Genomic DNA, 15,557 nt, shown 5'->3' on the forward strand with positions numbered 1-15,557 from the left:
TTAATGTGTAGTAGATTCCAAACGGTAAAGGGGGAAGAAATCGGCAGCCGATTCAGGATCTATTCCGGAATGACTGATAATCGTTTCATAAAGCGGTTCATTCGCTACGTACCGCCAGGTTTTATAGTCGAGGGTCAGTTTGCTGAATCCGCATTTCCAGTGATAGAGGGAGTCTTCCACAAAACCCAGTCCTCCTCCCAGGTTAAAATAGTGCATGCCGAGTTCGCGGCCCAGCAAAGTCATCTCTTCAGTGAGCACCTTGGCCGGTGAAAGATAACGGTACTCATCACGGGTGGCCAGCAGGAATGCCTGGAGCACTCTCCCCTCCGCAATCACTATCGTAGCGCATATAGGATAACCATTTTCATCGTCCAGGAACAACATATGGGCATCAAAATCTGTTGCCGACAGCAGTCTGGCAACATACGCTGCATCAAATCTATACCTTGCAGAGGCATGCAGACGCTCCATTGCCGAGCCATAGAGCTCAACAAATACTTCAATATCGCCGGCCGTGCCGCCTTCTCTCAGCTTCCAGCCTCTTTTCCTGCCGGCATTCAGCTTGGTCATCAGGTTACGCCGGTATTGCCGCCGCTGGTCTTCTAAACTGAGCCTCAGATCTATCACTACGGTTTTGCCATTGTCCTTTATTCCCCCCAGGGCCCTCAGCAGCGGAAGCTGGTCCATAAAGGGGTTTAATCCGGAAAAGACCGTCACTATTTTTTCTTCCTGCAGAAAGGCCTGAAAGGCGTTTTTGAAACGTTCGGCATAAGCTGGTCCCAGCTCAGTAAAGGGCACATTGGAAAAAGGCCCGGAGTATCCATATACAGAAGTCAGATCATAACAATCAAAGTTGGGGACTTTCCTTTTGATAAAGGTAATGCCCACGAAATGATCGTTTTCCCTGTACACAAACAACAGCGGCTTGCCGTAGTCCCGGTGAAGGTTGTGGTAAGACCAGGTATGGGGAAAATCGTACGTTACTGCCTGTTCCAGCAAAGTTATCCATTGCTCCCTGTCTTCGATTCCCAAAACTCCTGTGGTCCCAATAGTGTTTTGTGCCTCATTTGTAGTCATAGACATGTTTTGATAAGTTGAATAATCCTGTTCATATCTGTATGATTGTAGCGGTGGTCCAGGGGAAGTGCAACCAGATTGGTACTGAGGTAGTGTTCATACATCATTCTGGTTGTCCATTGCAGTACATTAGGCCAGTAAGTGGCTACATAAACTTTGTTGGCAATGAGGGTTTCCCTCACAGCAGAATTTTTGATCACCAGCGGGTAGACCATTGGTCCGTCTATAACCCCGCTTTCAAACACCAGGTCGTTTACCGCAGCAAGGTATTCATGCAGGAAATAGAAATTGGAAGTCCTTCTGAAACTACAGTATTTATAATCCACACCGGCCATCATCCGCTGCGTCAGTGCAGACATTTTGCGCAGGGGGCAGTTTGACAGTGCCTCATCATCCTTTATAAAATCCGGATAGGCTTTCTCAGTTCCCAGATCGATACTCTTGAGGAGATGGCCGCAGCGTCCGTGGGAGTAGTCTTTCTCCATTTTTAACTTTACAATACTGTCCGTGTGGAGATAAGCGCCATCAGGCACGCCAAAGAACTTGCGGCAATTGTAAAATGTATCAATTCCGGCCAGGGGCTTTGCAAAAAAGGCCTGTGAATTGTCAATGATCACATTCGGGTACTTACGGCTCAGCTGTTCAGCAGTAATGCCTTTGACACCGAAGTAATTGATATAAAGCATACATTCCTGCTCCCCTACCACAAAGTCCGGCACCGGTTCAAGGTGCTCGTCAATAGTGTAAAACTCGTAAGGTATCTTCAGCTTTTTGATGGGCTCCATCAGTCCGTCCGGACAGAAATAGGGCAGATGGATGCGCTTGTACCGCCTTACCTTTAAGATATATTCCAGCGCATTCCGTCCGGTATTCAGCCTGATCATATCATGATGAAGTTCACGGCCCCTGCTCAGCTGCAAATCAAGATATCCGCCAATTGCTTTCATAATTATTTCAGGTAAGAATGCTCATCATTTCAGAATTGATCTTCTGCACATCAAACTTGTCGGCAGCATATTTTCTTCCATTTTGCCCGAAACGGATAATTTCTGAAGGATGGCGGATGTAATACATCATCCTGTTGGCCAGCACCTGTGCATCTTTTACCGGGATCAGAAAGCCATTGGCCTTTCTCTTGAGTTTATTTACCGTTTCGCGGCAGCCTACAGAATCACAGGTGATAATCGGCCTTCCCATAGCCATTGCTTCGAGCAGGCAGCGCGGAACACCTTCGCCATAATAAGAAGGCAGCACTACCACCGATGAATCGCTGATGAAGGACCTGACGTCCTCTACAAGACCCAGATATTCAATGACCCCGTCATTTAAAAGCCGGTCATACAATTCTTCATTTATGGTATCCACGTTTTTCTCGTAGGCCCCGATCAGCCTGAACCTGGTATCCGGAAATTTGTTTTTTACGATTTTTGCGGCATCATAATATTCCTGAATTCCTTTGGCTTTAATCAGGCGTGCCATCATCAGAAATGTCAGCTGGCCGCAGTTTGGCTGCGTATAGGGATAATAATTCAGATCGACACCAGAGCCATTCACCACATGCACCTTGTTCCTGGGGCCGATGATTCCGAGTTCCTTTAACTTACTGCAGTCGTCCTTGTTCTGAAAAATCACGTGCAGGTTCTCGTGCGACCGCAGGCTCAGTTTAAGTAAAAACCTGGTGATCCGCTGCAGCGGCGTAAGTTTCGCGGCATATCCCGAGAAATTGTAGCCCAGGCCGGTAAGCATGGGCGTTATTCTCTTCACCCCGCACAGGCGGGCCATAATGGCGCCGTAGATTACAGGTTTGAAGGTATAGGGAAAGAAAACATCCGGGCGCAGTTTTCTCAGCAGGCGGAAAAGATCCAGCAGGTACAGGAGATCAGCATAAATATGTACGGTACTGGGCTCCAATGCGTTTTCGTAGATGCTGACGCCCATTTCCTCCAGCTGCTGCCTGATGGCCGGCTGGCCGATTGCGGGTGTGAAAATGTTTACCTGGTGCTGGGCTGCCAGAGCCTCAATAAGCTTACCCCTGAAATCCAGTAAGGAGCGCGGGGAATCACAGGAGATCAGGATCACCTTCCTATTCTTTTCCATACAATAAAAATTTACAAAGAACAATTTCCGGCACCGCCCGGGTACCGGTTAAATATTTAAGGCCAGTCGTAATTACGACTGGCCTTAATGTTATCAGATCTGTTAATTAAAGGCGCGGGGCCTTATTCCGGGATTTAAAGGTTAAGTATTGCTCCGGCATTTGCTGTCACCATTGCAGGTACGTCCGCTGCAGGAATCAGGACAGATTTGTACTCATAGTCCGGCACCCATGAAGAGGCTGCTGTAGAAACTTTATTGGCACCGCTGCTAACGTAAATATTGGTATTTGCGCCGCTCACGAAACCAGGTTTAGAGTTAAACTCCGAGTAAATCGGAAAGTGCTGTCCTTCGAAGTAGTTGTTATCAGTTCTTACAACTGCATCCATGGTTATACCAATTCCGTAACCCGAACTGTTTTTCAGATAATTGTTAAAGACGTGCATTTTACCAAATCTGGTACAAGGCTGACGTTCAGAAACGTTGTAGAAATAGTTACCATAAATCGTTGTACGCAGGTGACCTATATCTTCCGTTCCGTCGTCTCCAAAACCAATCAGCATGGCTACGTTATTATCATGGAGTTTGTTATACGAAAAGGTCACGTAATCAGCACGTCGGCCCACATCCAGTAAACCATCATAATAATCCCATCCATGGTTACGGTCAGAGGACAGGTCGCAGTGATCAACCCAAACATGGTGTGCATCTTCTTTGACCACGATGTTGGAATACGTAACTACATTTTTAATCGTCATGTTTCTGATGATCACATTGTTGGTACCATAGATCAGTAGACCTACGCCTTCCAGGACTTGTCCTTTTACGCCTAAAATCGTTTTGTTCGATTTCACATTCATGTAACCTGTACCGCTAATGTAGCCTGATACACGGATAATCAGCGGGTCGTTAGAAGATACCGCAGCTTTCAAACCAGCCAGGGTATTCACCTCAACAGTTTTTCCTCCTGCTCCACCGGTAGTAGTACCACCCTGCATTGCGTAACCGATAATTTTGTCAGTCGAAGGCAGAGCCACCGGTGTACTGGTATTGGAATCTGATTTAGTACCTAAGGTATACGTATAGGTACGGCCGTTAGTTCTCGGATCTGTGTTATCAGATGCAGAGAAGTATAAGGCTGTTCCCCAGTGGCTGAAGGCACCTTTTCCCGTAGTCCTGATTGTAGCATGGGCTGCGTGGGCCGGGCCAATTTCTTTGCCGTTTTCATACAGCTTCAGTATTGAAGCTGTGCTTCCTACTGCATCACCTGTCCCCTGAATCCCGAAGGCCTTATAAGCATAGCCTTCATCCTTTTTTGCAGTGCTGAGGTCTACTTTAATTGTGGTAGTGCCAGTTGCGGCCACAACACTTGAAGCATCCGGAGTGGTCAGCGCCACTGTCTCTCTTGTAAAATCCGAGCTCTTTTTACATTTACTAAAAGTTATCATCACCAATAGTAACAGGAAGCTCATCGCCATTCGTTTTGTAAGTTGTTTCTTGAAGTTCATATAGTTTTTTGAAGTGTCCACAATGTTAACGCTTCAAATCGAAACATTGCGTACTTCAAAAAATAGGTCAGTCTACTGATTTTCAGTATGTAAAGGCTATCCAAACAACTTTTGGGAATTGACGGTAAAATGCGATTTAACCGCAATACTATAAGATTATTTGCGAAAAACTTAAACTTTATTTCAGGGAAACACAGCTGAATTGAGAGTTAGCAACAAAAATTCCGGTGACATTTATTTTCTGAACTTTTTTTGTCACAGAAATCTCAGAATCCCATTAAAAAATTAAAGTGGCCTGTGGGGCAGGTATATGTTGCAACAAATGATGTGTCTTATCGTATTAGTTGTGTCATAGTTTTTAAACATTTTTGACGCCGCTAAACAAATAACTGTAAAAGTGAAAAATATTCAATTACTATGCCAGGTAAAATCCGGAATTCAAAGTTGCTGAAACAGGCTGTTTTTTTGGTAAATTTTGGGTACTAATGTTGTAAAATTTCAGATACCAATTGACAAACTGATCAATTCCTTCGGCCACAGAAGTTTTCGGAAGATAATTCATCTGGGCATTTAAAGCCGAAATATCTGCCCAGGTATCTTCCACATCTCCGCTCTGCATAGGCATAAAGTTCTTTAAAGCACTGATTTGCAGCTTTTGTTCGATATGTGTTACAAAATCCATCAGGTCTACCGACTTGCCCCTGCCTATGTTAAATATGCGGTAAGGGGCTGAGGAACTCGCAGGATCAGGATTTTTTGCATCCCAGTTGTCATTGGCCTGCGCGGGGCAATCTACCACGCGGGCAATTCCATCCACAATATCATCGATATAGGTGAAATCCCGCCTCATAAAGCCATTGTTATAGATATCGATCGGTTTGTTTTCCAGAATGGCTTTGGTAAACAGGAACAATGCCATATCAGGCCTGCCCCAGGGACCATATACCGTAAAAAACCGCAGGCCGGTGGTAGGGATCTGAAAAAGATGGCTGTATGCATGTGCCATCAGCTCATTGCTTTTTTTGGAGGCCGCGTACAATGACACCGGATGTTCTGCACTGTTGCTGGTAGAGAAGGGCATTTCCTTGTGTAATCCATATACACTGGATGAGCTTGCATACACCAGGTGGCGGATGGCATGTTCGCGGCAGCATTCAAGCAGGTTGGCAAAACCGGTTACGTTGGCATCAAGATAGGCTTTGGGATTTGTGAGGCTGTACCTTACCCCTGCCTGTGCGGCCATGTTGCAAACTGCATCAAACCTGAAACTTTTAAACACCTTTTTCAACTTGCTGTGGTCCGTAAGGTCCAGCCTGATAAACTGGTAATTGCTGTACCTGCTGCTTTGCACCAGCCTGCCGTATGCCAGTTCGTCCCTTGGAATACCAGACTCCTGCAGCCGGGCATATTTCAGGTTCACATCATAATAGTCGTTCAGACAATCAAGGCCAATCACTTCATCACCTCTTTCCAGCAGGAATTTTGCCAGATGGTAGCCAATAAATCCGGCAGTACCTGTAATTAGTATTCTCATAACGTTGTTTTTATATTTGGTTTACTATTGCGGAAGGTTTCTGTACCAGACATCCAGGCTAAATACAGCAAAAAGTATTTTCGCCCTTCTTTCTGAGGATATAGGAATGCGTTTTTCAAGCAGGTCTATGATAAATTCCCTTTTTACTATTTTGGGATAAAAAGCATCTGCAGCATAGAGATACGTGGATACGATATCCTTCAGCTGGTTATCCATCCAACCTTGCAAGGGGATTTCAAATCCCCTTTTGGGCTGCCGGCTCACCTGCGCTGGCAGGTATCGCCTGGCCAGGCCCCTCAGCAGATCTTTAGTATTGAAATTGCGTACTTTAAAATTATCATGCATACCGGGCACAAACTCCAGCAGCTCCTTGCAGAGAAACGGACTGCGCCCTTCCAGTGAATGGGCCATAGTGGCGATGTCCATTTTTGGAAGGAGCCTGCCGGATAACATGGATTCAAAATCCATGAGCATCACTTTTTTGAGGGATGAAATCGGATACGCATTGATCTCCTTCAGATCGTCCCTGAATCTGCTTAGCCGGGGCTGCTGCACAAACTGGTCCTCAAAGCCCACAAACAGGTCGGCCGATGAGGAGCAGTAAATGCTGCTGAGGTCCTCATAACTCGCAAACTTCAGCAATCTGTACATGTAAGTATAACCGCTCATTTTCTGATGCGCAACCGGCAGACTTGCAGCGAGGAATGAAGCCGTTTTCCGCGTAAGGTTACCCTGGTTAAAGAAGTCAAAATGCCTGAAGGGAACATACCTGCGGTAGCCTGCAAATAATTCATCAGCACCATCACCGTTCAATACAACGGTAATGTGCTTTTTTGCTTCCTTTGCCACGTAGTAACTGGGAATCGCCGAATTGTCTGATGTTGGTTCCCCATGGTTGGACAGGATCTGCTCAATGTCCTGCTCAAGGTGATTGAAATCAATGTCCACTACGGTATGGTCGGTATCATATTTTTCGGCCACGCTTGCTGCTATTGCGCTTTCATCAAAACTTCCCTCTACCCTGACGGTAAAGGTTTTGAGCTTTCCGGTATGGCCAGCAGCCATTGCCGTGACGATTCCACTGTCAATACCTCCACTTAGGAACGATCCTACTGACAGGTCGGAGCTTTCCATCCTGCGCCTCACGGCCTGGTTAAGCATCATATCTACCATCAGCTCCGTATCATGTGCACTCAGCTCATGATTTTTCTGGTAAGCCTCTGCGATGTTAAACCAGCGTACATTCTCGCTGTAATCCCCGCCAGTGTGGATCTTCAGGTAGTGCCCGTTTTCAAGTTCCTCAACTCCGGTATAGGGCGTGTCTTTCCGGTAATGGTGACCAATATAGAGACAGGCAGCAAGTGAACCGAAATCCAGGTCAGGTTTGCAAACCTTATATATCAGGTTTAAAGAGGATGAGAAAACATATGCTTTGTGATTATTATAGACGTACAGCGGTTTTTTCCCTGCCCTGTCCCTTGCAAGATAGACCACTGCATTCTTTTCATCATACAGGCTAAAGGCAAACATCCCCTCCAGTTCCTGCAGCATTTTCATACCCATCAGCTCATAGAGCATCAGGATAGTCAGGGTATCAGAATTAGACTCAGCCTCCAGCCCGTATTTCTTCCTCAATTCAAGATGATTATAGATCTCACCATTAAAAGTGATCACCAGGCCCCGGTACTGCATTGGCTGCTTACCATTCTCGCTTAGGTCCTGGATAGCCAGCCGGGTATGGTAAAGGCTTACGCTTTTTTTTACAAAGCTGCCCTGTTCATCGGGCCCGCGGTGATGCAGATGGGCGTACACCTCTTCTTCAGATACCGCAACAGGATAATTAATCGTACCAAATATTCCACACATAGTTTTAGGGTTGATCCGCTGATTATACTTCTGCCAGCAGGTCTTCCCATTGCTGCATAATCGCTTTTTTGTTAAAATACCTGCTGATAAACTGCCGCCCCCGTTCTCCCATTGCCATCCGCTCTTCAGCCGTCATTTCCATTATGCTGAGCATCTGTTCAGCCAGATCTGCTTCATCACAGGGCCTGCACAGCAAACCACCCTCCGATGATTTGATGAGTTCACGGTTGCCAACGATATCTGTTACCACTACAGGTTTTGCCAGTGCCATGGCCTCCAGGGTTGCGTTGGGCATCCCCTCTGAGAAGGATGACAGCACAAAGGCATCGGCCTCTTCAATGATCTTACCGGGATCTGCTACAAATCCCATGAGTTTTACCTTTGATCCGAGCTTCAGCTGGCACAGCATATCCTCCGGCCAGCGCGCACCTTTCAGTTCCCCCACTATGATTATCCTAAAATCCCTTTGTTTGAGCCTGGCCAATGCTTTAAATAATGTAGGATAATCTTTCTTCCAGCGAAAGTGGCCCACACAAACCCAGGTAAAGGGCCGCTGTGCTGCCCGCCGCTGAACCTTTTCCGGCAAACTGATCTCATTGTGTATTACCCTTCCCCTGCGGAGCTGCGGAAATTTGCGCTCAAAAAGCATCCGCACACCGGTTGAGTTATATACAATTGCATCATCACCGCTTGTCAGCTGAAATGGCAAAAACCATTTGGATGGCAATACCGAGATCCTGATGGTAGAGATCAGCTTAAAACCAAAATAGTGTTTCAGCAACCTTGCAAAGATGATGGCGATAAACATAAATGAAATCACCACTTCAGGTTTAAAATCCCTGAACTCGCGGAACAACTGCCGGTAATTGCTGTAGGGGCTCTTTTTCCAGCTTTTCAGAAAGACGAAGGGCAGTGCCGAATTGCTGATTACCTCACCAAACTCGTTGATGGGCGTGAGCGACACAATCTTCACTTCATGGCCCCTGCTGCGCAGGTACTGTGCAATTTTAAGCAGCTGCTTTTCTGCACCGCCCTTACTCATCGAAGGCGTAAGCATTAAAACTCTTTTCACAGATGATGCATTCATAGTTTATCTGGTATCGTGTTGGCGGTTTTCATGGGAATACATATTGAGGTATTTACCGGCAGAAATGCCGATCTGGTACCTGTTCCGGTAAGTTTGTACAGTTCTTTTGCTCAGCTTACTGAGGTTTTCTCCCCTGATGATCTTCCGTAATGCATTTCTGTAGGCATTCAGGTCATCAGGTTTACTCAGGAAACCGTTAAATCCGTCAGTAATCATGTCCGGTATACCGCCCACAGCAGTACAAACCGGTATACATCCCAGCGACATTGCCTCAATTAAGGATATGGGCATACCTTCCCAGCTGCTGCTCAGACAGAATGCATCAGCTATGCTCAGGTAATCCGCAATATTTTTTCTCAGGCCCAGGAACTCAATCTGGGGATCGCCCCCTGCCAGGCTCAGCAGCTTATGGTACAGGAGCGCGTCTTTGATCTCTCCTATCATCAGCAAACGGCATTTCTTTGCTTCCGTCTGGTTAAGGCTTTTTACCGCCCTGATCAGCAAAGCCTGATTTTTCTCTATCGATATCCTGCCGATATGCACCAGCAGGATTTCGTCGGGAGAGTATTTATATATTTTCTCCAGCGATGCCCTTAAAGGAGTTGGCTGTATGGTGTTCCTTGCGTTTTCTATCATCTGGTCATTCTTCAGGTGATAATAGCGCCGGTAGGAATCACTGCACTCGGCAGAGATGGTTACCGGGGTTACCATATTTAAACTGTAAAAGATCTTTCTGATCAGCTTTAGCGGAAACTCAGGGCATTCCTCTTCGGCAACGTTGTGCAGGGTATGGTAAAATGAAGTTCTCCTGCTGATCAGCCGGTAAAACATCAGGTATTCACTGCTGTTGAGATGGCTGTGCACCACTGTTGGCCGCTGTTTCCTGAGCCATTGGGTAAGCCTAAGCAGCACGGCTAAACTTAAGCCCTTCTTTTTGGAGAACGAAACATACTGTACCCGCTCGCTGACCTGGTCAATCAGGCTGTCATTTACCGCATTTTCACAGAGCGATACCAGAATTACGTCCAGGGGTTTCCTGGCGAGTTCATTGCAGAGGTCCGTTACAAAACGTTCCGCTCCGCCATGATCAAGGCTACCTACAACGTGGATAATTTTAGTATCAGGCATAACTTAAGGTTTGAATGGGTGTCTCTTCCCCTGCAGCTTCCTTCTGGAGATGATAGCAGTGCAGGATGGCAAAAAAAGAAAATAGTGTTGGCCCGTCGGCACTAAACAGCCAGGGGTTATGGGAAAGCGCATTTACAGATACACTGATGAAGGAGAAGATCAGGCAGAGCATCATGGCCTGCCCGGGCTCATGTTTCTTCCTGAAACTCTTCAGCACAATTTTGCCCAGGGGCAGATAGATTGTTGCGAGCAATCCAATCCCAAGGAATGGCCCCAAATAGGTAATAAACATCAGGTATGCATTATGGGAGGTGATCCCGGCAGAGAAGGTATAGTTTCTGTAGATCACATCCCCCCAGTCTTTTCCATAGAAAATCAGACCATAGGGATATTCTGCATAAATCCTGAGGTTTTCTCTGGCCAGGTCAGAGCGGTTGCTTGCTTCATCATTGTGCTCATTTTTATTCAATATATTGTCAGTGCCCATCATCTTGTTGCCGCCGCTAACGTTAAGGAAGACTACGCAGAGGGCAGCCATAAGGCCAGCGAGAAGAATCGCCCTGAAACCATAGTAAAAGACAAGGAACAGCAAAACAGCTAAAACAAAGCCTACAAATGCAGAGCGCTGTAATCCAAGAAATACAAAGAGCAGGCAGAGCATAAACACCGCAGCTTTCAGCAGCAGGCTTTTGTTAAACAGAAAAGTACTGATCAGCACAAAAGGGGCAAAAGCAGCAAGCTGATAGCCATAGCCAAATTCAGTTGGAGAAATCCCCGCGGGACTTTGCATTACAGGAGCGCCCAGAATAATTGCCCTCAGGTTATCCACCTGGGGATAAAAGTGGTTGGCCACCATCACCAGGGAGGAGAGGAAAAGCAGGCCATAAAATATCCATACAGACCAGATGAAGCGCCCGGCATTGTTGTTTACAAAATAGCTGAAATACAGGGCACAGCACACAATGGTAATGACCATGGCGAAAAAGCTATTCATGGTATTGAGGCCAACCACCTGATAAAGAAATATCGCAATGCAGAGCCAGGCTACTTCCCTGCTGTACCTAAACCTGCTGTGCAGTTCCCTGTAGAAAAAGACCAGCGGAACGCAAAACACCAGTGGTGCAGGCAACCTGAAAATATCCGTCAGGAAGATCCCGTAAGCTAATGAAGCCAGGTAAAGCATCATCAGGGCTATTTTTGGTAAATTCATAAGGGTTTGATGGCTTGTTCCAAATGGTTGATAAAACCTTCGTGGTCGCTTGACAGCTGTGCAAAGTGTTGCTGCCCGGTAATTGCTATAGCCTGGTATTCACTATAGTGATCAAGGATATGGTTTAAGCGCTCTTCCAGATCCGCCAGGTCCCAGCGCACCGGGATGTAGGTGTGGTCTTTCACAAAAAAGTTTGGAAAGGTTTCAAGGTGCTCCATCGAAGGTTTTACCAGCAGGCAGCCTGCGATAAAATTTTCGAAATCACGGGAGCAGATTTCACCCCATCCAAAAGGGCTGATGCCAATTTTTGTGGTTTTGAGTTCCTTCAGGTATGCGGGCCTGCCCCGCAGTGGCCCTGCAGACACATTTCTTTCCAGGCGCTGCAGCAGCGTAATGATTTTGTTTCTCTGGGCCGATACCTGCTGCTGGTTATTTACATCACCGTGAAGCGTCCCCCTGAAGGCCAGGTCCAGCGGACGGGGTTTTGAAGTGTCCGTAAAATCCAGAGGGTGTAACTTATAGCCCAGAAAATTGCTCAGCTTAGTCATTTTGTACCCGTAATAGCGGTAATCGTTGAGGCCTACATTCCAGCCCAGCCGTATTCTTGGCAGATCAGTGCTTGCACAGGTTACAAATTCCGGCCTTCCCTCCAGCGCAGGGCCATCCGGTAGTGCCGGCAACCATACCCTGAGATTGGTATTCGGATGATTGCCGGTGTAATAACTCCGGTCCCGCAGCAGCTGTTTCTTTAGAAACAGGTCTATATAGGGCAGCAATCCTAAATCTGCTGATCCCGAAGAATCTGCCGCATCAAACCAGATCAGCTGGCCAACCCCTTTTTTACACTGCTGCAACCAGCCAAGCAGCGCATCCTCGTTCTGCGGATTTCTGGTTGGCAGGTGCTGCCATTCTTTAAAGTAGCGGGAATGGATGATCAGGCATTCAGAATTTTGCAGTTTCGGCTGCAGATGGTCATAACACAGCTCCACTTTGTAGCCGCGTTGCGCCAGCTGTCTCTTCCAGCGGTGAAACAGGTGCGATTCGCCATAATACCGCTTTGGCGGCCAGTCCAGGAAACGGATAATTTTCATTGGATCAAAATATTTTTAATGGTATAACTGATGATTTTGCAATCCGTCCACAGATCGTGATGGTCTACATACTCCAGGTTCTGACTGATTTTGGAAGGCATTACGGTCTGTATATAAAACGCTTCCGGATCTTCGGCGCCGGCCAGCAGCTCATTTTCCCTTATATACCTGATCGATGCCCAGTCGGTAATGCCTGGTTTTACGCTTAACACCCTGCGCTGTCCGTCATTGTACATATCCACGTAATGCGGTACCTCCGGCCTCGGCCCCACAAAGCTCATCTCTCCTTTCAGGATATTGATCAGCTGAGGCAGTTCGTCAACCTTGTATTTGCGGAGCCATCCCCCAACTGCAGTGATTCTGTTGTCCTTTCCCACCGTCAGCAAGCCTTTCTTATCCGCACCGGTACACATCGTCCTGAACTTGATCAGCCAGAAACATTTATGGTTAAGCCCTACCCGCACCTGGGTATAAAATACCGGTCCGGCAGAATCAAGTTTCAGGCAGGCCATTACCAGCAGCCACAGGGGGAGCATACAAATGATTCCTATCAGCGAGAAAAGGATATCAAATAATCTTTTTGCATTCATCAGAATGAAATTTTAGTTGAGCGGATCTGCAACTGGTGCAGTTTTGAGCGTTTTCTGTACCGAAGAGATGACGCCTTCGATGATATATTCAACTTCAGCTGTTCTCAGCTGCGGATATATCGGCAATGAAATTTCACAGGCATACTGTGCGTAGCTGTTTGGGTAATCGCCAATTGCAAATCCCAGACTTTTGAAATAGCTGAGCATAGGCATAGGTATAAAATGTACATTGGCCGTAATGCCCAGGGTAACCAGCTCATCGATAATCATGTCGCGTTCTGTCTCGCCGATACCCTTGATGCGCAATGGGAAAAGGTGATAGGAAGCTTCGCGGCATTCATCTTTCAGCAGCGGTTCAGTAAACCAGTCGTAACCCGCAAAGGCGGCGCAGTATTTCAGTGCAATAATTTTCCGGAGGGGCAGCAGGAAATTTTTATACCTTTTGATTTGTGCCAGCCCCACTGCGGCGCAGAGATCGGGCATATTCATTTTATACCCTTTGCAGAGGATATCGTAGCGCCAGTTTCCTCCCTGCGACTTACTGAAAGCATCCTTATTCTGGCCGTTCAGGGAAAACAGTTTCAGGAACTGGTATATCTGTGTATGATCAAATGGGTAAGGGAGGTTCAAACAAATGCAACCGCCTTCACCTGTGGTGATATTTTTCACTGCATGGAAAGAGAAGATAGCTACATCACTTTGCACTGCGGCAGGCATTCCATCGTACTGCGCGCCTATTGAATGTGCCGCGTCTGCTATCAGCAGGATCCTGCCCAGCTGTTCCTGTTCCGGGCCCCGGGGCACAAACTTTTCCCTTACCTCCGGTGCCGCCATCATCTTTTGTATATCGTGGTAGCGGCAGGGCAGGCCGGCAATGTCAACAGCGATTATAGCTTTTGTCCGCGGGGTTATACTGGCCCTGATTTTCTCAGGATCAATTGTAAAATCATCCAAAATATCTACCATTACCGGGGTGGCACCGCAGTGCAGCACACATAATGCCGTTGCACAATAGGTATAGGCCGGTACGATGACCTCGTCCCCCTCGCCAATGCCAAACCACTTGAGCATCAGCATTGCTCCCGATGTCCAGGAGTTTACGCATACTGCAGCCTTGGAATCCGTCAGTTGCACCATTTCTGTTTCTAAGGCCTTCACTTTGGGACCAGAGGTAATCCAGTTGGATTTCAGGGAATCCATGACCTCATCAATCACCAGCTGATCAATGAACGGGGGTGAAAAAGGAATATTCATAATAGAAATTTTAGGTTAAGTGTTGATTAGTTCTTCCCATTGATCGGAAATGAGGTTCAGCGCATTGGTTTCCTTAATGCGGCTGGCGTTCCGGCCCAGAGCGGCCCTGTATGTATTGTCAAATAAAACATTGAAGATCTCTTTTGTCAGCTGCTTCAGGTCGCCGTCTGGCACCAGCACCCCATTGTGCCCATGTTCAATGATCTCTGCGGGCCCAAATTCACAGTTCATAGCTACACAGGCACAGCCATTGCTCATGGCTTCTACCAGTGCATTCGGGTAACCTTCATTGCGGGAGGGGCAAACAAACAATGTTGCAGCTCGGTAATAGTGCTCCACATCTTTTCTTGCCCCCAGCAGAAATACCCTGTCCTCCAGTTCCAGCTGCCGGACCAGTGCCAGCAGATTGCTGCGCTCTTCGCCCACGCCAATAATCAGGAGGTCTATATTCCGCACCTCTACCTTGCTAAAGGCCTGGATCAGCTGATCAAACCCCTTTTCATAGGACAACCTGCCTATCCCCAGGATAAATTTGCGCTCATGGACCCCTTTCCGTGCGGAAGGCTTAAATTCATACACAGGATTCCTGATGAGGTGATAATTATGGAGCCTCCTAAACTTGTATTCGTGCTTCATAGCTTCTTCTATGCCCCTTGCAGGGATAACGATAGCTTTGGAATTTTTGTAGATATGATAGGACAGCCATTTATGAAATTTGCTCAACTGATGGATAGTAAGCTCAGGCGTTGTACGTTCAGATACGATATAGGGGATACCTACTATCCCGCAGGTAAGACCTGTCCAGAGATTGGCGCTGGTCATGAATGAAATCACGCAGGAGGGCCTGTCCAGGAGCAGCAGCCTGAAAAGCCGGCAACCGGTCATTACGCCATATTCAATCCGGCGCCATAGGTTCTGCGGTTTGTTGCGGTTCACCAAAGTCACAACTTTCACGTCCTCGGCAATGGGGTAACCCCTTAGCGCCTGGTTCATGCAAACTATTGTTACCTGATAATCGCGCCTGCTCAAACTATTGCTTAGCGTAGAAAGCACACGTTCTGCACCGCCCCTTTGCAGGGTATTGATCACAAAATAGATTTTGGAAACTGCCATGGTAA

Annotated in this window: 13 protein-coding genes; all 13 read right to left on the bottom strand. The window is 47.0% G+C overall.

The window, feature by feature from the left end; all coding sequences use genetic code 11:
- The gene (locus tag ABWY16_RS06005; protein WP_353903742.1) at positions 1-1,077 is read right to left on the bottom strand and encodes a GNAT family N-acetyltransferase; all 1,077 of its coding nucleotides are present in this window, start codon (positions 1,075-1,077) and stop codon (positions 1-3) included.
- Complete coding sequence (locus ABWY16_RS06010) at positions 1,074-2,024, bottom strand: hypothetical protein (protein WP_353903743.1); 951 nt, start codon at positions 2,022-2,024, stop codon at positions 1,074-1,076. Before ABWY16_RS06010 ends, ABWY16_RS06005 begins: the two co-directional genes overlap by 4 nt.
- 7 nt (positions 2,025-2,031) lie before the next feature.
- Complete coding sequence (locus tag ABWY16_RS06015) at positions 2,032-3,174, bottom strand: glycosyltransferase family 4 protein (protein ID WP_353903744.1); 1,143 nt, start codon at positions 3,172-3,174, stop codon at positions 2,032-2,034.
- A 134-nt stretch (positions 3,175-3,308) separates the two neighbouring features.
- Entirely contained in the window at positions 3,309-4,679 is a 1,371-nt protein-coding gene (locus ABWY16_RS06020; protein WP_353903745.1) for a pectate lyase family protein, read from the bottom strand.
- A 415-nt stretch (positions 4,680-5,094) separates the two neighbouring features.
- Entirely contained in the window at positions 5,095-6,213 is a 1,119-nt protein-coding gene (locus ABWY16_RS06025) for an NAD-dependent epimerase (RefSeq protein ID WP_353903746.1), read from the bottom strand.
- A gap of 24 nt (positions 6,214-6,237) precedes the next feature.
- Positions 6,238-8,079 (bottom strand): asparagine synthase (glutamine-hydrolyzing), encoded by a 1,842-nt coding sequence (asnB, locus tag ABWY16_RS06030; RefSeq protein WP_353903747.1) that lies wholly within the window; start codon positions 8,077-8,079, stop codon positions 6,238-6,240.
- A gap of 22 nt (positions 8,080-8,101) precedes the next feature.
- The gene (locus ABWY16_RS06035) at positions 8,102-9,166 is read right to left on the bottom strand and encodes a glycosyltransferase (RefSeq protein WP_353903748.1); all 1,065 of its coding nucleotides are present in this window, start codon (positions 9,164-9,166) and stop codon (positions 8,102-8,104) included.
- A 3-nt stretch (positions 9,167-9,169) separates the two neighbouring features.
- Complete coding sequence (locus tag ABWY16_RS06040; RefSeq protein WP_353903749.1) at positions 9,170-10,294, bottom strand: glycosyltransferase; 1,125 nt, start codon at positions 10,292-10,294, stop codon at positions 9,170-9,172.
- Positions 10,287-11,504: an O-antigen ligase family protein gene (locus tag ABWY16_RS06045; RefSeq protein ID WP_353903750.1), complete on the bottom strand. Its 1,218-nt coding sequence runs from the start codon at positions 11,502-11,504 to the stop codon at positions 10,287-10,289. Before ABWY16_RS06045 ends, ABWY16_RS06040 begins: the two co-directional genes overlap by 8 nt.
- Positions 11,501-12,595, bottom strand: a complete 1,095-nt coding sequence (locus tag ABWY16_RS06050; RefSeq protein WP_353903751.1) for a glycosyltransferase — start codon at positions 12,593-12,595, stop codon at positions 11,501-11,503. Before ABWY16_RS06050 ends, ABWY16_RS06045 begins: the two co-directional genes overlap by 4 nt.
- Positions 12,592-13,185 carry a sugar transferase gene (locus ABWY16_RS06055; protein ID WP_353903752.1) on the bottom strand — a complete coding sequence of 198 codons (594 nt, stop codon included), beginning with the start codon at positions 13,183-13,185 and terminating at the stop codon, positions 12,592-12,594. Before ABWY16_RS06055 ends, ABWY16_RS06050 begins: the two co-directional genes overlap by 4 nt.
- Before the next feature lie 12 nt (positions 13,186-13,197).
- Positions 13,198-14,439, bottom strand: a complete 1,242-nt coding sequence (locus ABWY16_RS06060; RefSeq protein WP_353903753.1) for a DegT/DnrJ/EryC1/StrS family aminotransferase — start codon at positions 14,437-14,439, stop codon at positions 13,198-13,200.
- A 15-nt stretch (positions 14,440-14,454) separates the two neighbouring features.
- Positions 14,455-15,552 carry a glycosyltransferase gene (locus ABWY16_RS06065; RefSeq protein ID WP_353903754.1) on the bottom strand — a complete coding sequence of 366 codons (1,098 nt, stop codon included), beginning with the start codon at positions 15,550-15,552 and terminating at the stop codon, positions 14,455-14,457.
- Positions 15,553-15,557 lie beyond the last annotated feature (5 nt).

Source organism: Pedobacter sp. (assembly GCF_040513095.1).
GTDB lineage: Bacteria > Bacteroidota > Bacteroidia > Sphingobacteriales > Sphingobacteriaceae > Pedobacter.